22 protein-coding genes are annotated in these 26,674 nt (G+C 70.4%); 10 read left to right on the forward strand and 12 right to left on the reverse strand.

What is annotated here, in order from left to right; translation table 11 throughout:
* Nucleotides 1–33 precede the first annotated feature (33 nt).
* Nucleotides 34–570, forward strand: a complete 537-nt coding sequence (locus tag G3I78_RS09555) for an NUDIX hydrolase family protein (protein WP_203614716.1) — start codon at nt 34–36, stop codon at nt 568–570.
* Nucleotides 571–574: 4 nt separating this feature from the next.
* Here G3I78_RS09555 and G3I78_RS09560 read toward each other — a convergent pair whose 3' ends face one another.
* From G3I78_RS09560 to G3I78_RS09570, 3 genes are all read right to left on the reverse strand, one after another.
* Entirely contained in the window at nt 575–904 is a 330-nt protein-coding gene (locus G3I78_RS09560; RefSeq protein ID WP_164422415.1) for a DUF2218 domain-containing protein, read from the reverse strand.
* 110 nt (nt 905–1,014) lie between these two features.
* Nucleotides 1,015–1,944 carry a carbohydrate kinase family protein gene (locus G3I78_RS09565; protein WP_164422417.1) on the reverse strand — a complete coding sequence of 310 codons (930 nt, stop codon included), beginning with the start codon at nt 1,942–1,944 and terminating at the stop codon, nt 1,015–1,017.
* Complete coding sequence (locus G3I78_RS09570; protein ID WP_164422419.1) at nt 1,941–2,618, reverse strand: class II aldolase/adducin family protein; 678 nt, start codon at nt 2,616–2,618, stop codon at nt 1,941–1,943. The genes G3I78_RS09565 and G3I78_RS09570 overlap by 4 nt, the downstream gene beginning before the upstream one ends.
* Nucleotides 2,619–2,676: 58 nt before the next feature.
* Here G3I78_RS09570 and G3I78_RS09575 point away from each other — a divergent pair, with 58 nt between their 5' ends.
* From G3I78_RS09575 to G3I78_RS09585, 3 genes are all read left to right on the forward strand, one after another.
* Complete coding sequence (locus G3I78_RS09575; protein ID WP_164422420.1) at nt 2,677–3,336, forward strand: TetR/AcrR family transcriptional regulator; 660 nt, start codon at nt 2,677–2,679, stop codon at nt 3,334–3,336.
* A 24-nt stretch (nt 3,337–3,360) separates the two neighbouring features.
* A complete protein-coding gene (locus G3I78_RS09580) occupies nt 3,361–3,651 on the forward strand; it encodes a DUF1905 domain-containing protein (protein WP_164422422.1) in 291 nt (96 codons plus the stop codon).
* A 148-nt stretch (nt 3,652–3,799) separates the two neighbouring features.
* Complete coding sequence (locus G3I78_RS09585; protein ID WP_164422424.1) at nt 3,800–4,708, forward strand: hypothetical protein; 909 nt, start codon at nt 3,800–3,802, stop codon at nt 4,706–4,708.
* Between the two features lie 112 nt (nt 4,709–4,820).
* Here G3I78_RS09585 and G3I78_RS09590 read toward each other — a convergent pair whose 3' ends face one another.
* A complete protein-coding gene (locus tag G3I78_RS09590; RefSeq protein ID WP_164422426.1) occupies nt 4,821–5,714 on the reverse strand; it encodes an EamA family transporter in 894 nt (297 codons plus the stop codon).
* Nucleotides 5,715–5,783: 69 nt separating this feature from the next.
* On the opposite strand from G3I78_RS09590, the gene G3I78_RS09595 reads away from it, so the two are divergent.
* Nucleotides 5,784–6,641, forward strand: a complete 858-nt coding sequence (locus G3I78_RS09595) for a LysR substrate-binding domain-containing protein (protein ID WP_164422428.1) — start codon at nt 5,784–5,786, stop codon at nt 6,639–6,641.
* Between the two features lie 60 nt (nt 6,642–6,701).
* Nucleotides 6,702–7,697 carry a glycoside hydrolase family 43 protein gene (locus G3I78_RS09600; protein ID WP_164423067.1) on the forward strand — a complete coding sequence of 332 codons (996 nt, stop codon included), beginning with the start codon at nt 6,702–6,704 and terminating at the stop codon, nt 7,695–7,697.
* Here G3I78_RS09600 and G3I78_RS09605 read toward each other — a convergent pair.
* From G3I78_RS09605 to G3I78_RS09625, 5 genes are read right to left on the reverse strand one after another with little or no spacing between them, the layout of a single operon-like run.
* Complete coding sequence (locus G3I78_RS09605; protein ID WP_164422430.1) at nt 7,687–9,795, reverse strand: beta-L-arabinofuranosidase domain-containing protein; 2,109 nt, start codon at nt 9,793–9,795, stop codon at nt 7,687–7,689. The two genes, G3I78_RS09600 and G3I78_RS09605, sit on opposite strands and share 11 nt — an antisense overlap.
* Nucleotides 9,796–9,820: 25 nt before the next feature.
* Nucleotides 9,821–11,701, reverse strand: coding sequence for a beta-L-arabinofuranosidase domain-containing protein (locus G3I78_RS09610; RefSeq protein ID WP_239157715.1), 1,881 nt, complete (start codon nt 11,699–11,701; stop codon nt 9,821–9,823).
* A gap of 4 nt (nt 11,702–11,705) precedes the next feature.
* A complete protein-coding gene (locus tag G3I78_RS09615) occupies nt 11,706–12,527 on the reverse strand; it encodes a carbohydrate ABC transporter permease (protein ID WP_164422431.1) in 822 nt (273 codons plus the stop codon).
* A gap of 14 nt (nt 12,528–12,541) precedes the next feature.
* A complete protein-coding gene (locus G3I78_RS09620) occupies nt 12,542–13,486 on the reverse strand; it encodes a sugar ABC transporter permease (RefSeq protein WP_164422434.1) in 945 nt (314 codons plus the stop codon).
* A gap of 32 nt (nt 13,487–13,518) precedes the next feature.
* Nucleotides 13,519–14,832: a sugar ABC transporter substrate-binding protein gene (locus G3I78_RS09625; RefSeq protein WP_164422436.1), complete on the reverse strand. Its 1,314-nt coding sequence runs from the start codon at nt 14,830–14,832 to the stop codon at nt 13,519–13,521.
* A 171-nt stretch (nt 14,833–15,003) separates the two neighbouring features.
* On the opposite strand from G3I78_RS09625, the gene G3I78_RS09630 reads away from it, so the two are divergent.
* The 3 genes from G3I78_RS09630 to G3I78_RS09640 all read left to right on the forward strand — a co-directional run bounded on the left by G3I78_RS09630 (nt 15,004) and on the right by G3I78_RS09640 (nt 20,964).
* Complete coding sequence (locus G3I78_RS09630; RefSeq protein WP_164422437.1) at nt 15,004–16,032, forward strand: LacI family DNA-binding transcriptional regulator; 1,029 nt, start codon at nt 15,004–15,006, stop codon at nt 16,030–16,032.
* Between the two features lie 124 nt (nt 16,033–16,156).
* Nucleotides 16,157–19,483, forward strand: a complete 3,327-nt coding sequence (locus G3I78_RS09635; RefSeq protein WP_164422439.1) for a discoidin domain-containing protein — start codon at nt 16,157–16,159, stop codon at nt 19,481–19,483.
* The gene (locus tag G3I78_RS09640) at nt 19,480–20,964 is read left to right on the forward strand and encodes a family 43 glycosylhydrolase (RefSeq protein ID WP_164422441.1); all 1,485 of its coding nucleotides are present in this window, start codon (nt 19,480–19,482) and stop codon (nt 20,962–20,964) included. Before G3I78_RS09635 ends, G3I78_RS09640 begins: the two co-directional genes overlap by 4 nt.
* Here the strand turns inward: G3I78_RS09640 and G3I78_RS09645 are convergent.
* The 3 genes from G3I78_RS09645 to G3I78_RS09655 form a co-directional block, all read right to left on the reverse strand.
* Nucleotides 20,953–22,308, reverse strand: coding sequence for an alpha/beta hydrolase (locus G3I78_RS09645; protein WP_164422443.1), 1,356 nt, complete (start codon nt 22,306–22,308; stop codon nt 20,953–20,955). The two genes, G3I78_RS09640 and G3I78_RS09645, sit on opposite strands and share 12 nt — an antisense overlap.
* 137 nt (nt 22,309–22,445) lie before the next feature.
* Nucleotides 22,446–24,563 carry a nitrate- and nitrite sensing domain-containing protein gene (locus tag G3I78_RS09650; protein ID WP_164422445.1) on the reverse strand — a complete coding sequence of 706 codons (2,118 nt, stop codon included), beginning with the start codon at nt 24,561–24,563 and terminating at the stop codon, nt 22,446–22,448.
* A gap of 477 nt (nt 24,564–25,040) precedes the next feature.
* Nucleotides 25,041–25,682: a superoxide dismutase gene (locus G3I78_RS09655; RefSeq protein WP_164422447.1), complete on the reverse strand. Its 642-nt coding sequence runs from the start codon at nt 25,680–25,682 to the stop codon at nt 25,041–25,043.
* Nucleotides 25,683–25,923: 241 nt separating this feature from the next.
* On the opposite strand from G3I78_RS09655, the gene G3I78_RS09660 reads away from it, so the two are divergent.
* The gene (locus tag G3I78_RS09660) at nt 25,924–26,376 is read left to right on the forward strand and encodes a transcriptional repressor (RefSeq protein ID WP_164422449.1); all 453 of its coding nucleotides are present in this window, start codon (nt 25,924–25,926) and stop codon (nt 26,374–26,376) included.
* The last annotated feature ends 298 nt before the right edge of the window (nt 26,377–26,674 follow it).

Raw genomic sequence — 26,674 nt, forward strand, 5'->3', positions numbered from 1 at the left:
GCGCCCGCCGTCCCCGGAAAGTATGATCCAACAATGTCTGACTTGACCGATACCACGCCCGGCTGGCTGACCGCCGACGACCTTGAGCAGGCGCGCGCCCGGATGCCCATCCTGTACGTCGAGGCCGTGCCCGTGCGCGTCGACGACAGCGGCGAAGTCACCAGCGTCGGCCTGCTGCTGCGCATCGGCCCCGACGGAACGGTCAGCCGGACGCTGGTCTCCGGCCGCGTTCTGCACCACGAGCGGGTCCGGGACGCCCTGTTGCGGCACCTGGAGAAGGACCTGGGGCCCGTGGCGCTGCCCCGGATCCCGTCCTCGCTCCAGCCGTTCACGGTGGCCGAGTACTTCCCGACGCACGGGGTCACGCCGTACCACGACCCGCGCCAGCACGCGGTGTCCCTCGCCTACGTCGTCCCGGTGACCGGCGACTGCCGGCCCCGCCAGGACGCCCTGGACCTGGTGTGGTTCAGCCCGCAGGAGGCCCTGTCACCGGCGGTGGAGAGCGAGATGCCCGGCGGGCACGGAGTGCTGCTCAAGCAGGCGCTGGCCCATGTGGGCTGTGTGATCTGACCTTTCAGTCCGATTCCTTGCGCTGGATCGTGCCCGGCTCCCCGGAGTCGCGGCGCCACTCGACGACGAGTTCGTCCTTGCTGCCGAAGCGGACGAGATGGCTGCCGACGACCCCTTCCAGGAGGTCGAGGTGCTCGGCCTCCGTCTCCAGGGTCAGCAGCAGCGCGCCCTCGGTCGCGGTGAGGGAGCCCTTGCCGCCGTTCTGGAAGAGCAGGCTGCCCTCGCCGCTGTCCTCGTCCCAGCTGGTGGTGGAGCGGCGGCCGAGGTGCGAGGCGAGCTGCTTGGCGTAGCGGTGCGGCCGGTCGGTGGCGACGCGGGCTTCGGAGCGGGGCATGGGGACGACTCCCTGTCGTGCGGTGCTGCGGGACGACTCGATGCTCCCGCAACACCGCCCGCCGTGGGCCCATTCCCCACCCGTCACAGCACGCGGGGTGAGGACGCGGATCAGGCCCGGGTGTCGTGGGTCATCGAGAACTCGTCGGCCTCCGCGAGGTCGAACTCCCCGTGGTCGCTGCCCAGTCCCTGTGCCACCAGTGCCGCCGCCGCACTGCCCAGGATCGCCGCCTCGCGCGATGTGCGGCCCAGGCTGATGCCCCGCAGGAAGCCCGCCGAGAAGGCGTCGCCGCAGCCGGTGGTGTCGACGACCTCGACCGCGAAGGCGGGCACCGCCTCCGTGCCCTCCGCGGTGACCAGCAGGGCGCCGTCGCCGCCGCGGGTGACGGCGACCAGGCCGACCCCGCCGGCCACGAACTTCTTCGCGCCGGCGACGAGATCCTGCTCCTCGCTGAAGCCGAGGACCTGGTCGTCGTTGGGGAGCAGGAAGTCGACGTACGGGAGCAGCGGTTCGATCTGGTCGAAGGTGCCGAGCTCGCCGGGGGCGAGGAGGTCGACCGAGGTGACCACGTCGTGGTCCTTGGCGTGCGCCAGGATGCGCGCGGCGACGTCGGCGCCGATCAGCTCGGGGCCGCCGAGGTGCAGGTGGCTCGCCCCGGCGACGGCGTCCCAGGGGACGTCGTCGAGGCCGTAGGTGATGTTGGCGCCGAGCAGGTGCAGGGAGGGGCGGTCGCCGTTGGGGCGGATCGGCAGGACGCTCGCGGAGGTGGAGGTGTCCCGGCGCCGGACCAGCAGCTCGGTGTCGATGCCCGCCCTGTCGAGGAGCTGGACGAGCAGGTCGCCGGTCGGGTCGGTGCCGATGGCTCCGGCGGTGCGCACCGAGGCGCCGAGCTTGGCGAGGGTGAGGGCGGTGCCTGCGGCCGTGCCTGCGGCGGTCATGCGGATGTCCTCGACCAGGGTCGCGCCCTGGCCCTCGGGTATCTCCTCGACCGGCCGTACCAGCACGTCCAGCACGTGCACGCCCATGGTGACGACGTTCATCTCTTCCCCTCCGGTGCGGATTGCGTGGTGCCGTAGTTGCGGGCGAGGGCTGCCTCGATCACCGCGATCTGCTGCTGTTCGTCGAGGATGCGCGGTGTGCCGAGGGCGGCCGCGCGCTGGTAGACACCGCAGGCCCACTCCAGGAGGAGCGCGTGCTCGACCGCCTTGTCGAGGGTCGGGGCGTGGGTGACGGCCCCGTGGTTGGCCATCAGGGCGGCGCCCCGGCCCTCCAGGGCGGTGAGGACGGACTCGGCGAGTTCCGGGGTGCCGAAGGTGGCGTACGGCGCGACCCGGACGGTGCCGCCGAGGGCGAGCAACTGGTAGTGGATGCAGGGCAGTTCGTCGAGGACGAGGGAGAGCGCGGTGGCCATCGGGGCGTGGGTGTGCACGACGGCGGTGGTGCCGTAGCGGCGGTAGACGCCGAGGTGGAGGTCGAGTTCGGAGGTCGGCAGCAGTCCTCCGGCGACGATCTCGCCGTCGAGGTCCACGACGGTCACCTGGTCCGGGGTGAGGTCGGCGAGGACCGCGCCGGTCGCGGTGATGGCGACCCGGTCGTCGACCCGCACGCTGACGTTGCCCGCCGTACCGATGAGCAGGCCCTCGGCCCCCAGCCGGCGGCAGACGTCCGCCACGGCGACCCGCTCCTCGCCGAGCACCGGGCTTGAGTCGGTCATGCGCGCGACGCTAACCTAAACATGAAACAAAGTCACGTTCAGGTTCGGAGGCTGTTGCGTGGGCGAGGTCACCGCTGACACCGATCGGGCGGCGTGGATCGCCTCGCTGCGCCGCACTCCCCAGCAGGCCCGCAGCCGGGCCCGGCTGGCCCGGGTGCTGGAGGCGGCCGAGCGCATCCTGGTCGAGGAGGGCGTCGAGTCGCTCACCACGACCCGGATCGCCGCCGAGGCGCGGGTGTCGGTCGGCTCGCTGTACCAGTACCTGCCCGACCGGGGCGCGATCATCGAGGCGCTCGCGGCGGGCTACTTCGCCAAGCTGGAAGCGGCGATGGACGCGCTGGTCGAGGCCGCGGCCGCCGAGCACTGGGAGGACCCGGTCGGCGTGCTCATCGACGCGTACGCCGAGATCTACCGCACCGAACACGGCTTCCGCGCCCTGTGGTTCGGCAGCGGGCTGACCGAGCGGACCCGGGCCGCGGACCGCGAGCACAAGCGCCGGATGGCCGACGGGGTGCGCCGCGTCCTGCTCGCCCTGCGCGTCGCCGAGGACGACGACACCCTCCCCCGGGTCTGCCACGCCGCCGTCCTCGCCGCCGACGCCCTCGCCCAGGAGGCCTTCCGCCGGGACACCGAGGGGGACACGGCGCTGCTGGAGGAGGCCAAGATCCTGCTCCGGGGTTATCTGACGGACATCGCGGCGCGGTACAACGGGTCCTGACGCACTTCGAGCGACGGGGGCCCCATGCAGCTCACCTTCACCGGCCGGGTCATCGAATGGCGCGGCCCGGCGCCGTACTACTTCGTGCCGGTGCCCGACCAGGAGTCCGCCGACATCGGCGAGGTGGCCAGGACGGCCTCGTACGGCTGGGGCGTGATCCCGGTCGAGGCCCGCGTCGGCGAGGTCACCTTCACCACGTCCCTGTTCCCGAAGGACGGGGGTTATCTGCTGCCGCTCAAGCAGGCGGTGCGCGGGCCGGAGGGGCTGGACGCGGGGGACGACGTGCGGGTGGAGATGACGGTGCGCTTGGGATGACGGTGCGCTTGCAGCGCGCGTGGGGTGTCGACTGCCGTCGGCCTTTGACTGTTGGCTGAAACGTCAACTCATCACACCTGAAACACAGTTGTCGCACAGGCTCCTCATTGGCAGACTCGCCCCGCCGACCACAACGGGGGGAACTTTCATGAATCTCTGTCTGCCCAGACGCGCCCTGGCCCGTGCCACCGCCACCCTGGCGCTGGCGCTCGCCATGGCCACCGGCACCACCGGCCTGCTCGCCGGCACCGAGGCACACGCCCTGCCCGTCACCGAGGGCTCCTTCAGCTTCAGCGGTGACGAGGGCGACTACATCAGCGGCGGCGGGTCCTACGCCTACACGGCGTCCCAGGACCGCATGAACGTCTCCGCCGACACCGCCAACAAGGCGGTCAGCGTCTCCGTCGACGGGGCGAACGGCGACTGGTGGACCCTGGACCTCGCGGCCCCGTCAGGCCAGGTCCTCAAGCCCGGGACCTACACGGGAGCCACCCGCTACCCGTTCAACGAGGGGGCCGAGCCGGGCCTCTCGCTCAGCGGCAACGGCCGTGGCTGCAACCAGCTCACCGGCACCTTCACCGTCTCCGCGGTGGAGTTCGGACCCCAGGGCTACGTGAAGAAGCTCGACGCCGCCTTCGAGCAGCACTGCGAGGGAGGCACCCCGGCCGCGCGCGGCGAGATCCACATCGAGAACCCGGCCCCGCCCGCCGAACTCGGCCTGGGCCTCGACATCGCCCTCAACGGCACCGCGAGCTCCCTCAACGGCAAGGCCACCTTCCACGGCACGGTGAGCTGCAACAAGCCGGTGCAGGTGACCGTGGCGGGCGACGTCACGCAGGTCAAGAAGCGGGACCTCATCCGCGGCTCCTACTCCACGTCGGTGTCCTGCACCCCGGGTGCCCCGGTCGCCTGGACCGGCACTGCCGTACCGACCGGCTCGGTCCCCTTCCAGAAGGGGGACGTCGAGGTCGAGGGCCGCGCGACGGCGACGGACCCGGACTACGGCCGGGCGGTGACGGTCAGCGAGACGGTGGCGGTCCGCCTCACCAGGGTCTGACCTTCGAGGATCTTCGCGGATCTTCGCGGATCTTCGCGGATCATCCCGGACGTGAGTGGCGGGTGGCCCGACGGCCACCCGCCTTCGTGATCACTCTCCGGAACCGGAACCACTAGCGCCCGCCCGTCCGCACCGCCCCCGCACTGGCCGCCACCACCAACCCGATCGCGGCGCACTGCGACAGCGTCAGGCCCTGGTCGAGGACCAGGTAACCGGCCAGCGCGGCGAGGGCCGGGGCCAGGCTCATGAGGACCGCGAAGGTGGCGGCGGGCAGGCGGCGCAGGGCGAGGAGTTCCAGGGTGTACGGGACTCCCGAGCCCAGGATCGCGATCGCCAGGCCCAGGCCGAGCACGCCGGGCTCCAGCAGGGCGGTGCCGGACGCGCCGATGCCGAGGGGCAGGCTGACCAGGGCGGCGACGCTCATCGCGATCGCGAGTCCGTCGAGGCGCAGGAAGCGGGCGCCCGCGCGGGCGTTGAGCAGGATGTACGCCGCCCACATGGCCCCGGCGCCGAGCGCGAAGCCCACACCGGCGCCGTCGAGGACGCCGAAGTCGCCGCGGCCCAGCAGGAAGACCCCGGTCAGGGCGAGGGCGGCCCACAGGAGGCCGGTGGCGCGGCGGGAGGCGAGCACCGAGAGCAGGAGCGGGCCGAGCACCTCGACGGTGACCGCGGCGCCGAGCGGGATCCGGTCGATCGACTGGTAGAAGAGGATGTTCATGCCGCCGAGGGCGACACCGAAGCCGGTGACCACCGCCCAGTCGGCGCGGGAGTGGCCGCGAAGGCGGGGCCGGGTGACGGCGAGCAGGAGGACCGCGGCGAACGCGGCCCGCAGCGCGACCGTGCCGAGCGCCCCGGCGCGCGGGAAGAGCAGGGCCGCGAAGGCGGACGCGAACTGGACGGAGACGGCTCCGGCCAGCACGAGGCCGACGCCGCCGAGGGAGCCGCGGCCCGCGGGACGCCGTACGACAAGGGGCGTGGTGGTGTCCGTGTGCGCCGTGGAGGTCATGCCGTTCACGCTAGGAACCGCGAGGCGCGGTGTGAAATGCCGGTTCGCCCGCGGTTATGCTCCGGAGGCATGACCGTCGAGCTGCGGCACCTGCGCGCCTTTCTCGTGATCGCCGAGGAGGGGAACATCACCCGTGCCGCGGCCCGGCTCCATCTGGGCCAGCCCGCGCTGTCCCGCACCCTGCGCCAGCTGGAGACGCAGCTCGGCGCCCGGCTGGTGGACCGCTCCACCCATCACCTCGAACTCACCGCGGAGGGCCGCACGTTCCGCGACAAGGCGGCCGTCGCCCTGGCGGCCGTGGAGAACGCCCTCGATCCGCGAGGCCTGAAGGCCTGGCCACTGCGGCTCGGCCACCCCTGGGCGGCGCTCGGCGACCACACGATCCCCCTGCTGCGCCGCTGGGACGAGACGCACCCGGACACCCCGCTGGAACTGCTCCGCATCGACGACCGTACGGCGGGCCTCACCCAGGGCAGGGTCGACGCGGCCCTCCTGCGCGGCGAGGTCACCGCGCCCGGTCTGCGCACGGAGCGGCTGCTGTCGGAGAAGCGGGTGGTGGTGATGGCGTCGGACTGCCCGCTCGCCGCGCTCCCCGAGGTGACCCTGGCCGACCTCACGGCCCACCGGATCGCCGTCAACACCGTCTCCGGCACCACGTCGGTGGACCTGTGGCCCGCGTCGGCCCGCCCGGCGGCGACCCTGGAGGTGACCAACACCGACGAGTGGCTCATGGCTGTGGCGGCGGGCCGCGCCGTGGGCATCTCCACCACGGCCACCCCCAGCAACCACGCCCACCCGTCCCTCCTCTTCCGCCCCCTGGTCGACGCCCCCGACATCCCCCTCCTCCTCGCCTGGCGCGAGGGCCCTGGCCACCCGGCACTGCCGGACCTGGTGGCGCTCACGCGGGAGATCCTCGCCGCCGGCTGATTCACCGGGCCGACGTATCGTTCAGCCGTGACCGACACCGAGCCCCTGCGGCTGCCCGACATGCCGTTGCACGATCCGTTCGTCGTCGCCGACGAGGAGACGCGGACCTATCACCTGTACACGTCCAACGAGCCTGCCGTGTCCGGGGTGGAGGGTGTCGGGACGATGGTCTACCGGAGTGGGGACCTGCGGGAGTGGACGCGGCCCGTGGTGGTGTTCCGGGCGGAGGAGCAGGAGGGGATCTGGGCGCGGGACGGCGGTTGGGCGCCCGAGGTGCACGAGTGGGGTGGCAGGTACTACCTGTTCACCACGTTGCACGACGAGAGCGCGCCGCTGCCGGTGCCGCCGGCCGGGCGGTGGGGTACGCCCTTCCAGCTGCCGAACCACGCGCGCGGCACGATCACCGCCGTGTCGGACTCGCTGCTCGGCCCCTTCACCGTCGTCGACCCGGCCGGGCCCACTCCGCCCGCGCATCTCATGACCCTCGACGGGACGCTGTACGTCGATCCCGACGGGCAGCCGTGGATGGTGTACGCGCACGAGTGGCTGCAGACCGTCGACGGCACGATCGAGGCCGTCCGGCTGGCTCCCGACCTGACCGGCACGGTCGGCGATCCGGTGTTCCTGTTCAAGGGCTCCGACGCGTCCTGGATCAGCGAGCAGATCCCCGCGGGCGTACCGCACCAGATCGCGCCCTACGTCACCGACGGCCCGCAGCTGCACCGCACCCCTGACGGCGCCCTCCTCATGCTGTGGTCGACGTACGAGAAGAACAGGGCCGGTGCGGACGGCACCGTCAGCGGCGACTACGTGCAGACCTACGCCGTCTCCAAGTCCGGTGCGCTGACCGGGCCTTGGGAGCAGCGCCGGCCGCTGGTCCGGGACGACAGCGGGCACGGCATGCTGTTCCGGACCTTCGACGGCCGGCTGATGATGATCCTCCACCGCCCCTTCGAGAACGCGCGCGGGAAGCTGTACGAGATGCGGGTCGAGGGCGATGAGCTGCGGGTGCTCCGGCAGCGCACCGACCTCGACGGGGACGGCGTCAGCGTCTGAGACCCGCGTTCTGCGCGGCGGCGACCACCCGGTCCCGTTCCGCACCGCTCAACAGCCCTTCGGCGACCCATGTGTTGGAGAGATCGCGTACCGCCTGGACGAAGGCTCCCGTGCTCGCGAAGGGGGCCTGCGCCCAGAGCACGTCCAGGAAGGTGAGGCCGTCGCCGCGGGGCCGGTTGGGGACCCCGGAGTTCGCCGCGCCGAAGACGACGACGGGTTCGGCGCGCTTGAAGTAGGCGTGGTAGCGGGTGTCGTCGGCGATGTGGAAGGGGGCGAGGGTGAGGCCGTGCGTGGTGAAGTACAGCGGGCGGCCCTCGGGGCGGACCGCGTCGGCCAGGTCGCCGCGGAGCGTGAAGTCCTTGTAGAGGGAGAACGCGCGCAGGGTCGTGGCCGGGCTCTGGGCGACCAGCAGGACCGGGCCGAAGAAGAGCGACTGGACGGTGGGGTCGTCCGACGCCCGTTCCACACGCAGCCGGTAGGGGGTGGAGACAGCCACCCGGTCGCCGGTCCGCCAGTCCCGGTTGAGGGTGATGTAGCTGCCGGGCACGGCCTGGACCTGCTGCCGCACCCCGTTGACCGTGACCGTGACTCCGGTCGTCGCCCAGGAGGGGACCCGGAGTCTGAGGTCCAGCCTGCCGCCGCCCTCGCGGAAGGTCAGGGTGCGGACGCCGTCGTACGGATAGGCGCTCGTCTGCTCAAGGACGAGCCCGCGCTCCGGCCAGCGCAGGGTCGAGGCGAGGTAGAGGTTCACGTACAGCGCGTTGCCGTCGGCGGAGCGGAAGTAGACGGAGTCCTGGTACTTGGTGTGGTTCTCCATCCCGGTGCCGCCGCAGCAGGTGCCGGTGTTGTCGTACTCGCGGACCGCCCCGGGGCCCATGCCGACGAAGTAGGTGACCTCCGGGCTGCTGGTGCTGGGCGTGTCCCGCCGGGAGGCGAGGATGTGGTTGGTCAGGCCCCGCTCGTAGTGGTCGATGTACTTGGGGTCCGGGTCGCGGAAGAAGAGCTGCCTGCTCAGCTTCAGCATGTTGTAGGTGGCGCAGGTCTCGGCGTTGTTGTCGCCGAGGGTGGTCGCGATGGCTCCCCTGGCCCGGAACATCTCGCCCTGTCCGGTACCGCCCAGGCTGTAGGTGCGGGGTCCCGCGACCATGCCCCAGAAGTTGCGGGCGGCGGAGGCGTAACGGGACTCCCCTGTCTCGTCGAACAGCCGGATGTAGCCGGTGAATTGGGGGATGTGCTGGTTGGCGTGGCGCCCGTCGAGGATGTCCCGGTTCTGCGAACAGGCTTCCAGCAGCGCGGTGTTGTCGAAACAGCGGGCTGCGGCGAGGTGTTCGGGCCGTCCGGTGAGCGTGTACAGGTCGGCCAGCACCTCGTTCATGCCGCCGTACTCACCGGCGATGTAGATCGACCACATCCGCTCCAACTGCGCCTTCGGCAGCCGGGACAGGCGGCTGTGCACCCAGTCCCCCATCGCCGAGGCGATCCGCAGGGCCTGCTGGTTCCCGCCCAGGGTGTGCGCGTCGAGCAGTCCGCGCATGATCTTGTGGCAGGTGTAGTACGGCGCCCAGATGGTGGGGTACGTCGTGTAGCTCTCCAGCAGGATGAACTGGGTCTCCGGGTAGGCCGCCAAGTATCCCGGATGGCTCGGTCTCGGCGAGCCGTGCTCCGCGAACGCCAGCCGGCACTCGTCGAGAGCGGTGACCAGGTAGTCGAGCTTGGTCTTGAGCGCGGGCTCCCTGGTGCCGGCGTACGCCTGGGAGACGAGCGTGAGGAAGTGGCCGCCGTAGTGGCCGCGCAGGTTGCCGTCGGCGGTCTCCCAGCCGCCGGGCGGCCTCGCGCCCCGGGTGTCGAGACCGGCGTTGGCGCGGAAGACGGCAAGGATGCGGTCGGCGGGGTAGGAGCGGGCGTAGTCGAGCATCAGGTCGCGCTTGCGGGGGAACACTCCCTCTCCGAGCGTGACTTGGTCGAGCGGGAAGGGCTGTACCGCCCAGGGGGTGGAGGCGGCGGCGTACGACACGGTGCCGAGCTGCGCGAGGGGGACGGCGGCGGCCGTGGCCGCGGCGATCCCCAACACGCGTCTACGGGTGGGGGGTTGGGTCATGCTCGCTCTCCGATCGTCGGATTCGTCAGGGCGGGGTCGTCGGCAGCCACACACGCATCGTCGAAGGCCCCCGGTTGGCCCAGGAGTGGTACGGCACCAGCACAAGCCCCCGCGGCTCGGCGGCGGCGGACACCCGGGCCGGGGCCAGGGGCCGGTACGGCCAGCCCTCGTCCTGCGGCTCGACCAGTTCTCCCGGCGCCACGACGGTGCCGTCCGGCCCGTCCACCGGCTCGGCGGCCCGGTCCACCCGTACGGCGTCCACGTCCCGTCCCTCCGGCAGGTCCACCGACTCGGCGCAGTACACCAGCGGTCCGCGCTGGACGGCGACCGTGCCGCGTACGGCGTCGACGCGGGGGTCGGGCTCGATCCAGCGGGGGGCGACGGGCAGTTCGAGCCGGATCTCGTCGCCGGGGCGGAAGACGCGGGTGACCGTGGCCGTGCCCGGGGTGACCGTGCGGCGGGTGCCGTCGGTGTCGACCAGCGCGGCCGGGATGCCCTCGGTCCAGGCCGGGACGCGCAGCGAGAGGGTCCACGGGTGGTCCGGTGCCCGGTCGATCCGCACGGCCACGGTCCCGCCGGAGGGGTAGTCGGTGCGGACGCGCAGGGCGGTGCCGTCGACGGCGATCTCCGCGTCGGCGTACTGGTGGAGCTGGATGCCCTGGCCGTCGGTCGTGGCCAGGTAGGTGGGCAGCAGGGCGAGGGTGCGGGCCACGTTGGTCGGGCAGCAGGACACCGCGAACCAGGGTGCGCGCAGGCTGGATTGGGCGCGGGGGCTGACCGCGTCCGGTGCGGGGACGGTGCCGCGTCGGCGGCGGTGCAGGGTGTTGGCGTAGAAGAAGGAGCGGCCGTCCTCGGCCGGGGAGGTCGCGACGACGTTGAACAGGGTCCGTTCGGCGAGGTCGGCGAAGCGTGGCTCGCCGGTGGCGAGGAGGAGCCGCCAGCTGAGCATCACGGAGGCGACGGATGCGCAGGTCTCCGAGTAGGCGCGGTCGGGCGGGAGGACGAAGTCGTCGCCGAAGGACTCGTCGCGGTGGTGGGAGCCCATGCCACCGGTGAGGTAGGTGCGGCGGGCGACCGCGGTCTCCCACTGCCGTACGACCGCCGCGAGGAGTTCGTCGTCGCCTGTCTCCACGGCGACGTCGACGGCGCCGGAGGCGAGGTAGAGGGCGCGGACGGCGTGGCCGCGCAGGACGGTCGCCTGCCGTACGGGCATGTCGTCCTGGTAGTAGGCGCGGCCGAACTCGCCGTCGGCGAGGGTGCCTTGGCCGCGGCGGGCGACGAAGAGGGCGGCCTGGTCGAGGTAGCGCTGTTCGCCGGTGGCGCGGGCGAGTTCGACGAGGGCGGTCTCGATCTCCGGGTGTCCGCAGACGCCTTGGATGCCGTCGGGGCCGAAGGCGGCGCACACGTGGTCGGCGGCGCGCAGGGCGATCTTCGCCAGTTCGCCCTCGCCGCGGGTGCGGATCCGGGCGACGCCCGCCTGGATCAAGTGGCCGTAGCAGTACAGCTCGTGGCCCCATTCGAGGTCGCTGTAGCGGGCCTGCTGCCCGGGGCGGCCGAAGTTGGTGTTGAGGTAGCCGTCGGGTTCCTGGGCGGCGGCGATCGACTCGGTGATCGGGTCGAAGCCGACTCCGGCCCAGGTCATCGCTTCGAGCAGCTTGTAGACGTCGGAGTCGGCGAACTCCCGTCCCTGCCTGGCCTCGACGGGCGCGCTGAAGTTGCCGAGCCAGCCGACGCGTTCCATCCAGTCACGGCAGTGGTCGAGGGTGGCGGTCGCGTTGGTCTCCCGGCGCCGGGCCCAGAAGCCTCCGGTGATCCGGACCTCGTCGAGGCCGAGGGGCCTCAGGCGACCGCGGCTCGGTGCGACCGGTACGACCAGGTCCGTGGGCGCATTCGACTTCGGCTTCAACGCATCATCCCTTCAGGGCACCCGACATGAATCCGCGCACGTAATGCCGTTGCAGGAGCAGGAAGACGAGGAGACAGGGCACGGCGAGGACCACCACGCCCGCCTCGGTGGCGCCGTAGTCCACGGCCCCCATGCTCTGCTGGCGCAGGTTCGCCACGGCCAGCGGCAAGGGGGCCTTCTCGCTGTCGGAGATGAGGATCAGCGGGGCGATGAAGTCGTTCCAGGCCGCGAGGAACGCGAAGAGGCCCACGGTGATCAGACCCGGACGCACCGCGGGGAGCAGCACCCGGCGCAGGGCGCCCGCGGTGCCGCAGCCGTCGACCAGCGCCGACTCCTCCAGTTCGCGCGGGACCGCCTCGAAGGAGATCCGCATCATGAAGGTGGCGAACGGGAGTTGGAACATGGCGAGCACCAGGCTCAGCCCGATCAGGGAGTTCTGGAGGTGCAGTCGGCCGAGGAGGACGTAGAGCGGGATGAGGAGGGTGGCGTACGGGACCATCAGGATGGCCAGGGTCAGCAGGAACAGCAGGTTCTTGCCGGGGAAGCTGAAGCGGGCGAAGGCGTAGCCGCCGAGCAGGGACACACCGACGGTCAGGGCGACCGTGAACGCCGAGACGAGCGTCGAGTTGAGGAGGTAGCGCCACAGGCCGGCGTCGTAGTCGAGCAGGGTGCGGTAGTTGCCGAGGCCGTAGCCGGACTGCTGGGCGGTGCCGGGCTGGGCGCTGACCGAGGCCCAGGTGTTCCACAGCAGCGGGAAGAGGAAGATGACGGCGAGGCCTGAGGCGACGACGTAGTACGGCGTCCGGCCGAGCGCTCGGGTGGGCACGGAGAGGTCCCTCCTCATGATTCGTCGGCGTGCCGCAGTCCGCGGAACTGGAGGGCGTTGAGGAGCAGCAGCGCGGCCAGCACGATGATCGAAAGGGCCGCCGCCGTACCGAGGTCGAGCCGCTGGAAGGCCTCCCGGTAGATCAACTGCACCACGGTGACCGTGCTGTTGTCCGGGCCGCCCTTGGTCAGTACGAAGAACTGGTCGAAGGCGAGCAGCGATCCGGTCACGCACAGCAGCAGGGACAGGGCGAGCGACGGGCGCAGCAGCGGCAGGGTGATGGAGCGGAAGATCTGGGCGCGGCTCGCGCCGTCCATGCGCGCGGCCTCGTACAGCTCGTGCGGGATGCGCTGGAGGCCGACCAGCAGGATCAGCATGTAGAACCCGGCGAACTTCCACACCACCAGGAACACCGTCGAGAGCAGGGCGGAGGTCGGGGTGCCGAGGAAGGACACCGGGTCGTCGACCAGGCCGAGTCGCTCCAGGGTGCGGCTGAGGGGGCCGGTGGTGGGGCTGTACATGCCCCAGAAGAGGAGGGAGGCGGAGGCGAGGCCGAGGGCGCCGGGCAGGAAGTAGACCGTGCGGAAGAAGCCGGTGCCTGGGCGGGACTCCTGGACCAGCAGGGCGAGGAGGAGGGCCAGGCCCAGCAGGACGACCGTGACGATCCCCGTGTAGAGGAGCGTGAAGCGGACGGCGGGCCAGAACAGGGTGCTGTCGGTGACGTCGGAGTAGTTCTCGGGGGCGTTGCCGCCCTGGTCCCCGGCGAGCAACGGCCAGTCGTGGAACGACATCTGGCCGACGAGGAGCAGCGGCCAGACGAAGAGGACGGCGACGAACAGGGCGGTGGGGGCCGCGTATCCGAGCCCCTGGAGGGTGCGGGAGTACCTCAGGCTCCGGGGCCGGCGTTCGGTCCGGACCGGGGGTTCGACCGCCGCCCGGTCCGGCGCCTTCACCCGCATGTCCCTCCTCTGCCGCAGACCGTGCGGCATGGTCAGTCGGCCAGGGAGGCGGTGACGGCCTCGTTGTCCTTGTCGACCTTCGCCGCGTCCCCGAAGACGGCGTCGCGCATCAGGGTCAGCCAGGGCCCGTTGGGGTCGTTGAAGGTCTGGCCGAACTTCAGGGCGTAGGGCGTACGGCCGTCCGCCACCAGCTGGTTGATGGTGACCAGGCGCGGGTCCGCCTGGGAGAACTTGTTGGCCGCGAGGTCGGAGCGCGCGACCACGTCCTTGTGCGCGGCGACCACGTCGACCTGTGCCTCGTCGCCCACGGACCAGGCGAGGAAGTTCCAGGCCTGGTCGACCTTGTCGCTGGTGGCGGAGACGCCGATGGCGTCACCGCCGACGAACGTCGACCTGCCGCCGTCCGGTCCGGGGATGGGGGCGACGCCGAGGTCGAGGTCCTTGGGCATCAGGCCCAGGGTCGTCGACGGCATAGGCATCACGCCGATCTTGCCCTTGGGGAAGATTCCGGTCCAGGTCACACCGGTCTCGTCGCGGGCGCCCGGGGCCACGATGTCGTCCTGGACCCAGCCGCGGTAGGTGTCGTAGACCTTCTTGGCGGTGGCCGAGGCGAGCAGGGACTCGGTGCCGTCCTTGTTCAGTACGTCCTCGCCGGCGGCCCAGATCGACGGCCACCAGGTGAAGACGCCGCAGCCGCCGCAGTTGCCGCCGAAGAAGGTGCCGTCTACACCGCCGCCCAACTTGTCGACGGCACGCGCCTGTTGGTCCCATTCGGCGAGACTGGTGGGCGGCTTGTCGGGGTCGAGCTTCGCCTTGCGGTACAGGTCCTTGTTGTAGAAGAGCACCGACAGGTCGAGGGTGTGCGGGACGACGTACTTCTTGCCGTCGTAGGTGCCCGCCTTGATGTGCGACTGGGCGAGCTTGTCGGCGAAGGGCAGGGCGTCGATGCGGGTGGTGAGGTCGGCGAAGAGCCCGCTGGAGGTGTAGTTCGGGACGAACACCACGTCGGAGGCGAAGAGATCGGGGAGGTCCTTGGAGCCGGCCGCCGCGCCGACCTTGGCCTGGTAGTCGTCGGTGGGGATGACGGTCAGCTCGACCTTGTTCTTGTGGTTCGCGTTGTACGCCTTGACCAGGGCCTCGCTCTGCGGGCGGGTGGCCGCGCGGGTCCACATGGTGAGCGTGGCGCCGTCGTCGACACCCTTGGCGTCCGCCTTGCCTCCTCCTCCCCCGCCGCCGGAGTCGCTCCCCGACCCGCAGGCCGTGGCCAGTCCCGCGGTGACGAGCAGCGCGACCGCCGCGACGGTCAGGCGGCGGACGGGTCCCTGTGATCCGGTCGGGCTCCCCATGACGATCCCCCTTCGTGACGAGCACCCGGAAGAAACGAGCCGAAAAGGCTTTCGTCAAGCTAGAACCGAGCTGAGGGCCCGTCAATCCCCTGTGCAGGACAACGCGTTCAGGTGGGGTACCGAAAATTCTCGCGTACGGTTTAGGAACGTGCCGCGAGACAGGAGACCCGCATGACCCCAGCCCCCGGCCCCTCCCGTGCGCACACCGCCACCCTCACCGACGTCGCCCGGCTGGCCGGCGTCTCCGTCGCCACCGCGTCCAAGGCCCTCAACGGCCGCAGCCAGGTGCGCGCCGAGACCCGGCAGCGGGTGATCGAGGCGGCGGAGCGGCTGTCGTTCCGACCCAACCAGCTGGCCCGCGGGCTGCTCGCCGGCCGGACGGGTACCGTCGGACTGCTCACCAGCGACCTGGAGGGCAGATTCAGCATCCCGATCCTGATGGGCGCGGAGGACGCCTTCGGCGCGGGCGAGGTCGCGGTGTTCCTGTGCGACGCGCGCGGTGACGCGATCCGCGAGCAGCACCATGTGCGCGCGCTGCTCGGACGCCGGGTGGACGGGCTGATCGTGGTGGGCAGCCGGACCGATCCGCGACCGTCGCTCGGCCGTGAGCTGCCCGTTCCCGTGGTGTACGCCTACGCCCCCTCGGACGATCCGGCGGATCTGTCGATCGTGCCGGACAACGTGGACGCGGGCCGGATCGCGGTCGAGCACCTGCTGGCGTGCGGCCGTACCCGGATCGCGCACATCACCGGCGACCCGGGGTATCTCGCGGCGCGGGACCGCGCGGACGGGGCCCGGGCCGCGCTCGCCGAGGCGGGTCTCGCCCTGGTCGGCGAGCCGCGGTTCGCGGAGTGGTCGGAGGGGTGGGGGCGGGCGGCGACCGCGATGCTGCTGGAGCGTCATCCGGACGTGGACGCGGTGCTGTGCGGCAGCGACCAGATCGCGCGCGGGGTGATCGAGGTCCTGCGGGAGCGCGGGCACCGGGTGCCGGAGGACGTGGCGGTGATGGGCTTCGACAACTGGCAGGTCCTGACCTCGGCCTCGCGGCCGCCGCTGACGAGCGTCGACATGAACCTGGAGCAGGTGGGGCGGGCGGCGGCGCAGGCGCTGTTCGGAGCGATCGACGGGGCGCCGCGCTCGGGGGTGGAGACGCTGCCCTGCCGGGTGGTGATCCGGGGGTCCACGGCTCAGCTGTCCTGAATCGCGCGGTCGCCGAACTTCGGCCCCAACGGCCACCCTTGACACTCCATCAGCTCGCTCCTACGTTGCGAAAACCTTTTAGGCATTTTCCGCCACAGGTCGTTTCGGCAAAGGGGAGCATCCGATGCGAAGACGAACTCCGGTGCGAAGTCGAACCCCGGTGCGCAGTCGAACTCCGGTGCGCAGAAGAACAGAGCCCGTCGCTCAGCGCCTCCTCGTGGTCCTGGCCCTCCTGCTCTGTTCCGTCTCCCTCGCGACGCCCGCCCGCGCCGCCCAGACCATCGGCTTCCCCACCTTCACCGGGCCCGCGATCCCGGCCCCGCCGGTCGCCCAGACCACCGGCGACATGATGCGGGCGATCTACGACTCGGAGAGTTCGGGCACCGACTTCTGGATGGACCGCCTGCTGGCCCGCACCGGTGACGACCCGGCCGGGCCCTGGTTGATGAGCCGTGGCCGCGCCCTCTTCATGAAGGAGCACAACCCCTCCCAGCTCGGTTTCGGCGGCAAGGTCGCCTACTGGGAGAGCATCAACGACAACAGCGCCTACACGGTCGCGATCACCCCGGGCACCTTCACCGAACAGGTCTCCCAGCGCCGCCAGACGCCGAGCAACTGGAGGAGCGTCCACACCAGCGGCTCGATCTCGGTCGAGCAGACCAAGTTCATCACCGACAACAACGTGGCCGTGACCAACCTGGCCATCAAGAACAACGGCAGCGGCTCGACCACCCTGCAACTGCGGGCGACTTCGCCGTACGCCACCTCGGGCACCGGCAGCGAGCTGACCGGCCAGGTCAACGCCTACAACAACCTCACCACCATCCGGCCCCGCCTCACCGGCGACGGCTTCACGGTCTCCAGTGGCGGCCTCAACCGCTCGGTGACCGTCGCGTCCGGTGCCACGGTGACCGTCAAGGTGGTGATGGGCTTCGTCACCGACGAGATCCCGGAGTCGCTGACCGAGTACAACGCCTACGCGGGCTACTCCGCGGCGACGGCGTTCGCGACCCATGTGAAGGCCTACAACCTGTGGTGGGCGCAGAACGTGCCCTACATCGACGTCCCGGAACCGGCGATCAAGAAGAGCATCTACTACCGCTGGTGGCTGATGCGGTTCAACAACCTCGACGCCGACATCCCCGGGCAGACCTTCCAGTTCCCGACCTCCACCGAGGGTGTCCTCGGCTACAACAACGCCATCGCGCTGACCCAGCCGATGCACATCGACGACCTCAAGTACCTGCGCAACCCGGCCTATTCGTACGGCGACTGGCTGAGCGTCGGCCAGATCTCCAAGGGCGGACGGTTCCTCGACAACCCGGGCGACCCGGCGAACTGGTCCAACAGCTACACCCAGTACATCGCCGAGGCGGCCTGGAAGAGCTACCAGATCCACGGCGGCCAGCCGGCGATAGCGAACCAGCTCGCGCACTACGCCGAGGGCGATGTGAAGGGCCAACTCGCCTACTACGACCACGACAACAACAAGCTGATCGAGTACGACTGGGGCGCCCTGACCGGCAACGACGCCGACGCGGTCTCCTTCCACTGGAAGCCCGGCAACATGGACCGCGCCGAGTCCGCCTACCAGTACAGCGGCGCCCTCGCCGCCGCGCAGGCCTACGAGGCGACCGGCAACACCGCCAAGGCGACGGAGATGCGCACCCTCGCGGGCCAGATCAAGGACGCCATCGTCAACGTCCTGTGGAACCCCAACAGGCAGCTGTTCGAGCACCGGCTGAAGTCGACGAACGAGTGGGTGCCCTGGAAGGAGATCAACAACTACTACCCGTTCTCGGTGGGCGCGGTCCCCAACACCGCGACGTACAAGCAGGCGTTGCGGCTCTACGACGACCCGGCCCAGTACCCGGTGTTCCCCTTCTACACGGCCAACCAGGTCGACAAGAAGGCGGCGGCGGAGGCGGGCGAGCCCGGCTCCAACAACTTCTCGACCATCAACTCCACGGTCCAGTTCCGGCTGTACTCCTCGGTGTTGCGCAACTACCCCAACTCCTGGATGAACGCCACGGACTACAAGAAGCTCCTCTACTGGAACGCCTGGGCGCAGTACGTCGGCGGCAACACCCAGTGGCCGGACGCGAACGAGTTCTGGGCCGACTGGAACGGCAGCTCGATCGACTACCGCTCCTGGATCCACCACAACATCCTCGGCAGCAGCAACTGGACCGTGATCGAGGACGTGGCGGGCCTGCGTCCGCGCAACGACAACAAGGTCGAGCTGTCCCCGATCAACATCGGCTGGGACCACTTCACGGTCAACAACCTCCGCTACCGGGGGGCCGACCTGTCGATCGTCTGGGACGACCCGGCCGACGGCGTGGTGCGCTACCCGGGCATCCCGGAGGGCTACTCGATCTACGTGAACGGCAACCGGGTCGCCACCGTCTCCTCGCTGGTGCCCTTCACCTGGGACCCGGCCACCGGTGACGTCACGACGAGCGGCACGGTCACCCACCACACGTCCGTCGCCGGGCTCAAGGCGCCGAACCAGGTCGTGCAGGACAGCCCCCGCATGGTCGACATGCTCGCCAAGGCCGGCGTCGACCTCACCGCTGACCTGACCAACCTCGCGGCCGGCGCCACCGTGTCCGCCTCCTCCACGGGTTCCGGCAGCACGACGGCCGGGGCGGTCGACGGCTATCCCACCAACGAGCCGTTCTGGGGCGCGGGCGGTTCGGCCGCCCAGGACTGGTACGAGCTGAACTTCGGCACGGCTCGCACGCTCAACGAGCTGCGCCTGTACTTCAAGGACAGCCGCCCGGCCTCGGCCACCTACCGGGCTCCGTCGGCGTACACCGTGCAGTACTACAACGGCAGTTCATGGGTGGACGCCCCGAGCCAGACGAAGAGTCCGGCCGCGCCGCGCGCCAACTACAACCTGGTGAGGTTCCCGGCGGTCAGCGCCCAGCGCGTACGGGTCCTGGCCACCAACGCCTCCGGCGCCAGGACGGGTCTGACCGAGGTCAAGGTGTTCAACCGGGGCGGGGTCCAGCCACCGGCCAACCAGGCGGCCTCGGCCACCGCGTCGGCGTCGTACACCTCCGCCTGGGAGAGCGTCGGCGCGGTCAACGACGGCATCGACCCGCCCTCCTCCAACGACACCGTCAACCCGCGCTGGGGCACCTGGCCCGAGACGGGCCAGCAGTGGGCGGAACTGACCTGGCCGACGGCGAGGACCCTGAACAAGGCCGACGTGTACTTCTTCGACGACGACCAGGGCATCGACATGCCGGCCTCCTGGAAGCTCCAGTACTGGAACGGCAGCGCCTACGTCGACGTGCCGGGCGCGAGCGGCTATCCCCTGGCCAAGAACCAGTACAACAGCGTCACCTTCACCGCCACGAACACCACGCGGCTGCGGGTGCTGCTGACGAGCAACGGCACGAACTCCGTCGGACTCCTCGAAGCGAAGGTGTACGGCCCATGACCAGATCCAGACTGCTCCTGGCCCTGCTCGTGCTGGCGACGGCCTTCCTCGTCGCACCGCCCGCGTCCGCCGCCGTCACGTTCACCTCGACAGCCGTCAACCAGAGCGGCGGCAACTGCCTGGACCTGCCCGGGAGTTCGACGACGGCGGGTGCTCAACTCCGGGCGTCCACCTGTTCGTCGGGCTCCAGCCAGAACCTCTCCTACACCCCCGTCTCCGGGACGAGCGACACGTACACGATCACCACCCAGTCCGGTCAGTGCGTGGACGTCTACGGCGCCTCCACGGCGGACAACGCGGCGATCATCCAGTGGCCCTGCCACGGCGGCACCAACCAGCAGTGGCGGCTCGTCCCGGTGACGGTCCCGGGCACCGACAGGACCTTCAACCTGGTGTCGGTGAGCTCGGGCAAGTGCGTCGCGCCGAGCGGGGGTTCGTCGGCGTCCAACACCAGCCTGGTGCAGCTGCCGTGTTCCACGAGCGGCGGCAGGGTGTGGCGGCTGCCCTCCTTCACCGGCGGCGGCACCACACCGGGCACCTTCGCCAACCCGCTCTCCCAGCACGGGCCCGACCCCTGGCTGACGTACTACGACGGCTTCTACTACCTGGCCACCACGACCTGGAACTCGACGGTCACAATGCGCAAGGCGAGCACGCTGGCCGGGCTCGCCACCGCCACGGACCAGGTGATCTTCAACCTGACCCGGCCCAACGGGGCGGGCACCATGTGGGCACCGGAGTTCCATCTGCTCGACGGCCCCAACGGCAAGCGCTGGTACTTCTACTACACGGCCGGGCGGGAGCCGTACGACCTCGGCACCCAGCGGATCCATGTGCTGGAGAGCGCGGGCCTGGACCCGATGGGCCCCTACAGCTTCAAGGCCGACCTGCTCGACCCGACCCAGGACAACACCTGGGAACTGGACCCGGGCATTCTTCAACTCAATGGCCGGCTCTATCTGTTGGGCACCTTCTACAACGGCTCGCAGCCCATGTTCATCCGCCCGCTGTCCAACCCGTGGACCGCGAGCGGCACCCGGCGCGTGCTGTCCACGCCGACCTACAGCTGGGAGACCGTGGGCGGCGCGGTCAACGAGGGGGCCGAGGTGCTCCAGCGGGGCGGGAAGACCTTCATCGTCTACTCGGCCAGCCACTGCTCCACGCCCGACTACAAGCTGGGCATGCTCACCTACAACGGCGGTGACCCGCTGAACTCCTCGTCCTGGGTGAAGTCGCCGAACCCGGTGTTCCAGCGGTCCAACGCCAACGGCGTGTACGGCCCCGGCCACAACGGCTTCTTCAAGTCGCCGGACGGCACCGAGGACTGGATCGTCTACCACGCCAACAGCTCCGCGAGCGGGGGCTGCGACATGAACCGCTCCACCAGGGCGCAGAAGTTCACCTGGAACGCCGACGGCACTCCGAACTTCGGCACCCCGGTGGCACTCGGGGTCCAACTGCCCGCCCCTTCAGGCGAGTAGGCCCCGCAGGAACGGCGCCAGGGTACGGGTGAAGGTGTTGCCCTCCGGGGCGGCGAACAGCGGGTCGAGGTGGTTCATCCCGTTGTCCGTCTCGTAAGTCGCGCGAGGGATACGGGAGTTCGCCACGACCTCGCGGGCCGCGGAGACGATCGTGCCCTTGGCGTAGCTCGTCTGGAAGGCGTACAGCGGGATGTCCAGGCCTGCGGCGTGCCGCAGGCGCAGGCCGAGGGAGCGGGCGGTGTCGGTCTCGGCGTAGGCGTCGGTGACGTCGAGGTCGAGGGAGAGCCGGGCCGGCCAGTACCACTCCCACACGGCCGGCTCGGGACCGCCCGCGTACGCCTCGGCGACCCGGCCGAGGGGCGTGATGCCCGCGTCGACCCAGCCGCGCGGGTCACCGCTGTCGGCGAGGTGACCCGAGTGCACGCTGATGTCGTTCGGCCAGCCGAATCCCGCGTCCACCAGGGTGCCGAGGAGACCCGCGTTGGTGACCGGGACGGGCGGTCGCAGGGCGTCGGGCATACGGGGCTGGAGGACCGAGGCGCCGTCCGGGTCGCGGTGCGCGTACCAGCCGGCGAGCTGGTACCAGATCTGGGTGCTCTCGGCCCGGTCGCCCAGCCCGACGGCACTGAGGGTCATGTCGAAGACCGCGCCGCCCTCGACGGCCGCCAGCCGCTCCTTCACCTTCTCCGGCGAGGTGTCGACCGGCTCCCCCGTCCCGTCGAACGCGCCGAGCACCCCGCCGTCGACCAGCACCAGACCGGCCACGTCCCGGTGACCGGGGCAGCCGTCGAAGTCCCAGGCGGCGTACGCCATGGCGGTGGTCGCACCCCACGAGTGGCCGCCGAGCACCACCCGCCGTCCGCCCCGGGCGGCGGCCCGTACGACCGCGCGCAGGTCCGCCAGCGTGCGGGCCAGGCCCCAGCCGGCGACGAAGCCGGACTCCGCCGGGTCCTGCGAGCGGTAGTGGCCGTCGAGGTAGTACGCGGCCGGGTCGGCGGTGCGGAAGCCGGAGCGGTCGGCCAGGTTCTCCTCGCGCCGGTCCAGCGACCACACCTGTACGCCGGGCACGGCCGCGACGAGGTCCCGGGCAGCGAGCCGGAAGTCGTTCGCGGCCCCGAACATGCCCGGCACCATCACCAGCACGGTGTGCGCGGTGTCGGGTCCGATCCTCAGCACATGGACCCGGTCCGAGCCGGCCGGCCCGCCTCCGCCGCCCACGGCCAGCGGGACGTACGGCTCCCGGGCCGCCCCCGCCGCGGCGGCCGGACCGGCCCCCGCCGCCAACAGGGCGACCCCACCGGCCACCCCGCCCAGCACCGACCTACGCGACAGACCTCTGGACACGTTCGTCTCCCTCTCAACTGACCGCCCACAAGCGCCGGATGACAACCTACGCTCCGTTTGTGACGGGGTTGGTGGCAGGTCCAGGCAAGATCATGTGCCGCGCGGGTCGGCCAGGGACGCGGACCGGACACCGCCGGTCAGGAGGGCTGGTCGTCCCAGTTCTCCTGGGCGTGGGCGGTATCCCTGGTGAAGGGCCTGTCGACGAAGGCGACGAGGGCCATGGTGTCGGCATCGGGCTCTTCCGCGGCCGTCGGGCGGCGGTTGATGGTGTGCGGGAGCATCACCAGTGCGGTCGTGCCCCGGTCCTTGCCCGAAGGACGCAGCTGGACGCGGATTCCGTGTCGGTCGGCGAGGCGGCCCACCACGTACAGACCCATGCGCTGGGAGATCGCGGCATCCACTGTGGGCGGGTCGGCAAGAATGCGGTTGATCTCCGCGAGTTCGTCCGGGGGCAGGCCGATGCCCTCGTCGAATATCTCCAGCATGATCCGGCCGTCGGGCATCCGCTCGGCGGTGACATGGACGGCCATGTGCGGGGAGGAGAAGGTGGTGGCGTTCTCCAGGAGTTCGGCGAGCAGGTGCACCAGGGCGTTCACGGCACGCTCGTCGATCTCGGCCTCGGGGACGCCGGCGAGCTGGATGCGCTCGTACTGTTCGACCTCCGAGGACGCGGCGCGGATCACGTCGACCAGGGGCAATGGCTGGTCCCACTGCTGGGCGGGGGTTTCGCCGCCGAGGACCAGGAGGTTCTCGCCGTTGCGGCGCACGCGGGTGGCGAGGTGGTCCAGTGCGAAGAGGTTGGCCAGCTGGTCGGGGTCGGCCTCCTTCCCCTCCAGGGTGGTGATGAGGGCGAGTTGACGCTCGATCAGGGACTGGTTGCGGCGGGCGAGGTTGCCGAGGATCGTGTTGATGTTGGCGCGCAGGAGGGCCTGTTCGGCGGCGAGCCGGACGGCCTCGCGGTGGATGTGGTCGAAGGCGCGGGCGACCTCGCCGATCTCGTCCGTACTGGTGATCGGGATGGGCTCGACATCGCCCTCGACGCGGCCGGGGATGGCGCGGGTGAGCTGGGTGAGTCGGGCCGGGAGCCGCTGCCCGGCGATCTCGAGGGCGGAGGCGCTGAGCCGACGCATGCTGGTGCTCATCGTGCGGGCCACCCAGTTCGCGAGGAGGATGGCGGCGAGGATGGCGGTGAGCACGAGCGTGGCGTTGAGGACGGCGTCGTCGCGGGCGTCGTCGGCGATGGTGTGCGCCTCGGCCAGTGCGGTGTCGGTGAAGTACACCTCGACGGCGCGGTAGGCGTCGAAGCTCAGGGTGGAGGCGGCGAAGAAGGTCTCGGGCGTGATGCCCCGCGCGGCGAGCTGCTTCGCTGTGGCACCGGAGGCGATGGCCTTGGTCATCTCCTCCAGGCTCGGTGGGGCGACGAAGACCTGCCCGGCCGCCTCGGCTCGCTCCCGGGCCTCGGCGACCTGTTGGCGGCCCTTCTGCTGCGCGTCCGTCAGTGCCTTTCGCAGCCGTGCCAGGTCAGCTGTGCTCGCGAAGCCCGCGTATTCCTGGAGCGCGATCTGTTCGAGGTAGACGTAGGAGCTGAACGAGCCGATCTGGGACTGGAGTTCACCCGGAGCGAGCTTGCTGCGGTCCTCGACGAGGAGGTGGGTTCCGATGGCCCGGATGAGGGACTCGGCGGCCTGGGTGAGGGAGACGGCGTAGAGGGTGCGGCCGGTGGTGGCCTGGCTGTGGATGCCGAAGCCGAGCTCGTTGGAGATCTCCATCAGCGGGTGCTGGACCGCGTGGTAGCTCTCCTCGGTCTGCACTCCGGTCAGCTTCGTGGTGAAGGCGTCGGCGCGGACCGCGGCGAGTTGTCTCTCGCCCGCGCGGACGAGTTCGACCCGGCGCAGCAGCCCGGCCGTCCGCGGCATCCGTTCCACTGCTTCCTCGAACTTCTTCGCGTCCGCGTCGGTGATCGCCCGGGCCTTGGCGACGGTGCTGGAGGTGCTGTCGCCCTGCACCAACGGGATGACGGAGACGTCCCGTTCGTTGATGGCGTCGCTGGCGTACTTGTTGGCGGCCTGGACCAACTCCGCCACTCGGACAGCGTCGTTGGCGGTCTGCCAGGTGTCGGCGGAGCGTTTGACCCGTACGCCGCCCAGGGCCAGGGCGACCAGTACCGGGATGAGGAGGATGGCCTGAAGCTTTTGTGCGACGCGCCAGTTGAGGGTGCCGAATCTTCGGCGCGTGGGGGTGGGGGTGTGCGACACGGTCGTCCTATCGGCTTGGAACCGCCTCGGGTTCGACACTCTCCTCAACAAGGCGGTTACAGGGAGTTGCTGTGATCAGATCGTTCCGATGTCTAGCACTCCGCGTTTCGTCCCGCGCGAACTTCACCGAAGTGAGGCGCAGTTGGCTTCTCATCGGTGACCGGATGACGGATTCGCGAAGAGCGTCGCGTACAGGTCAGCCGTGAGGTCCGCTTCTTCGAGCCGGTGGGTGGCGAGTGAGGCATGCAGGATGCCTGCGCAGGCACGTCCGCCGCCGGGTCCGGGAAAGACCACAGGTGGTGGAGGGATGCGGTACAGGTGGCGCCGGTCGTGGCATCGCCCCGTCCCCACCGCCGCGGGAAAAGCGAAGGGCTCCCGCGAGTCACGTCCTCGCGGGAGCCCTTCGTTGTACCGCCTGCAGGTGAAGGTTGAGAAGACGATCACGAGCAGGACGTCTGTGTGGACGCGGTCAGCGCGTCACGGCGCGAGCAGCAGGCTGTCGCCGCGCTCCTTCGCTGCGGCGTAGCGCCGGGCCACGTCCTGCCAGTTGACGACGGCCCACATGGCGTCGATGAAGTCGACCTTCTGGTTCTTGTACTGGAGGTAGAAGGCGTGCTCCCAGGCGTCGAAGACCAGGATCGGGGTCGAGCCCTGGCCGACGTTGCCCTGGTGGTCGTAGACCTGCTCGACGATCAGCAGTCCGCTCAGCGGCTCGTAGGCCAGGACTCCCCAGCCCGAACCCTGCGTGGTCGCGGCGGCCTTGGTGAGCTGCGCCTTGAACCCGGCGAACGACCCGAAGGACTCGGTGATCGCGTCGGCGAGGTCACCCACGCCGTCCGCCGCCAGCGGCTCGCCGCCGCCGTCACCGGTCATGTTGTGCCAGTAGATCGAGTGCAGGATGTGCCCGGACAGGTGGAAGGCCAGGTTCTTCTCCAGCCCGTTGATCGAGCCCCACGACTCCTTGTCCCGCGCCTCGGCCAGCTGCTCCAGCGTGTCGTTGGCGCCCTTCACATAGGCCGCGTGGTGCTTGTCGTGATGCAGCTCGACGATCAGCGGATTGATGACCGGTTCGAGCGCCGAGTAGTCGTAGGGAAGTTCCGGGAGCGTGTAAACCGCCATGTCCAATGTCCTCCGACATTATTGCCACTCATGTGCAGTTGCACGCTAGCAGCAGGAACCTTAGTGGCCGATCAGGCGTTGGTCCTAGGACTTGAGGCGGGTCCGACGGACCCATGGGAGGACTTTTGCTGTTGCAAGGAGTTCGCAATAACCTCTGTGGGGCAGTCTGGTGGCATTCGGCAGTCGCCCGGCCGCGCCCCCGTTCGCGCGCGCTGGTCGCCGAACCGGGAAAGGCGGCACCGTGAGCGTGGCCCCGCAGGCGGAGCGCGATCGCGCGGCGGCGTCGGACGAACCCCGGATCCGGTTGCGGCGACTCGGACTGCGGTGCACTCCGGCGCGACTGCGGATCCTTACGCTGCTCACCGTCTCCGGGTGCCATCTGTCCATTTCGGAGGTGGGGGATCAGCTGGCGCGGTCCGGAGAGGCCATCCACCCGACCACGGCCTACCGCACACTCGAAGCCCTGACCGCCGCCGACCTGGTGCACGCCGTGCACGGCCCGGGACCGGCGCGCTACGGCATCACGGGGGAACCGCACCATCACACCGTCTGCCGGCAGTGCGGCCACGTCGAGGGACTCGCGAGCCGGCATCTGACGGAAGCCGTGGGGAGGATCGAGGAACTGACCGGGCTACGGCCCGACTCCTCCGGGTCCCTGCTCGTCTACGGCTGGTGCGCCGACTGCGGCGGATAGGCGGTGGCCGGGTGCGAGGTGCCGTCATGGAACAGACGCTGTCAGGCGGGACGGCACCCCGCCCCCGGTCGCACCGGAAGGCTCCACAGGACCTCGACCGACCGGCGCTTATTGCAATGTAGAGGCTATTGCGAATCAGTAGCAACAACTTCTTCGACGCCCAGGGTCCCCTGACGCCGGCACCGGTTCCCTCGACCTCGCCGTTACGGGGGTGACGCACGGACACAACCCCGACTTCACAGACCCGGGACTCTTATTGCACACTTCTCGCAATAGCCAAAGCATTGCAGGAAGGCGG

The organism is Streptomyces sp. SID13726 (genome assembly GCF_010548375.1).
Classification (GTDB): domain Bacteria; phylum Actinomycetota; class Actinomycetes; order Streptomycetales; family Streptomycetaceae; genus Streptomyces.

Coding starts and splice junctions, on each gene's coding strand:
- G3I78_RS09555 (WP_203614716.1), top strand. CDS start 34: ATGTCTGACTTGACCGATACCACGCCCGGCTGGCTGACCGCCGACGAC.
- G3I78_RS09560 (WP_164422415.1), bottom strand. CDS start 904: ATGCCCCGCTCCGAAGCCCGCGTCGCCACCGACCGGCCGCACCGCTAC.
- G3I78_RS09565 (WP_164422417.1), bottom strand. CDS start 1,944: ATGAACGTCGTCACCATGGGCGTGCACGTGCTGGACGTGCTGGTACGG.
- G3I78_RS09570 (WP_164422419.1), bottom strand. CDS start 2,618: ATGACCGACTCAAGCCCGGTGCTCGGCGAGGAGCGGGTCGCCGTGGCG.
- G3I78_RS09580 (WP_164422422.1), top strand. CDS start 3,361: ATGCAGCTCACCTTCACCGGCCGGGTCATCGAATGGCGCGGCCCGGCG.
- G3I78_RS09585 (WP_164422424.1), top strand. CDS start 3,800: ATGAATCTCTGTCTGCCCAGACGCGCCCTGGCCCGTGCCACCGCCACC.
- G3I78_RS09590 (WP_164422426.1), bottom strand. CDS start 5,714: ATGACCTCCACGGCGCACACGGACACCACCACGCCCCTTGTCGTACGG.
- G3I78_RS09595 (WP_164422428.1), top strand. CDS start 5,784: ATGACCGTCGAGCTGCGGCACCTGCGCGCCTTTCTCGTGATCGCCGAG.
- G3I78_RS09600 (WP_164423067.1), top strand. CDS start 6,702: ATGCCGTTGCACGATCCGTTCGTCGTCGCCGACGAGGAGACGCGGACC.
- G3I78_RS09605 (WP_164422430.1), bottom strand. CDS start 9,795: ATGACCCAACCCCCCACCCGTAGACGCGTGTTGGGGATCGCCGCGGCC.
- G3I78_RS09620 (WP_164422434.1), bottom strand. CDS start 13,486: ATGCGGGTGAAGGCGCCGGACCGGGCGGCGGTCGAACCCCCGGTCCGG.
- G3I78_RS09625 (WP_164422436.1), bottom strand. CDS start 14,832: ATGGGGAGCCCGACCGGATCACAGGGACCCGTCCGCCGCCTGACCGTC.
- G3I78_RS09630 (WP_164422437.1), top strand. CDS start 15,004: ATGACCCCAGCCCCCGGCCCCTCCCGTGCGCACACCGCCACCCTCACC.
- G3I78_RS09635 (WP_164422439.1), top strand. CDS start 16,157: ATGCGAAGACGAACTCCGGTGCGAAGTCGAACCCCGGTGCGCAGTCGA.
- G3I78_RS09640 (WP_164422441.1), top strand. CDS start 19,480: ATGACCAGATCCAGACTGCTCCTGGCCCTGCTCGTGCTGGCGACGGCC.
- G3I78_RS09655 (WP_164422447.1), bottom strand. CDS start 25,682: ATGGCGGTTTACACGCTCCCGGAACTTCCCTACGACTACTCGGCGCTC.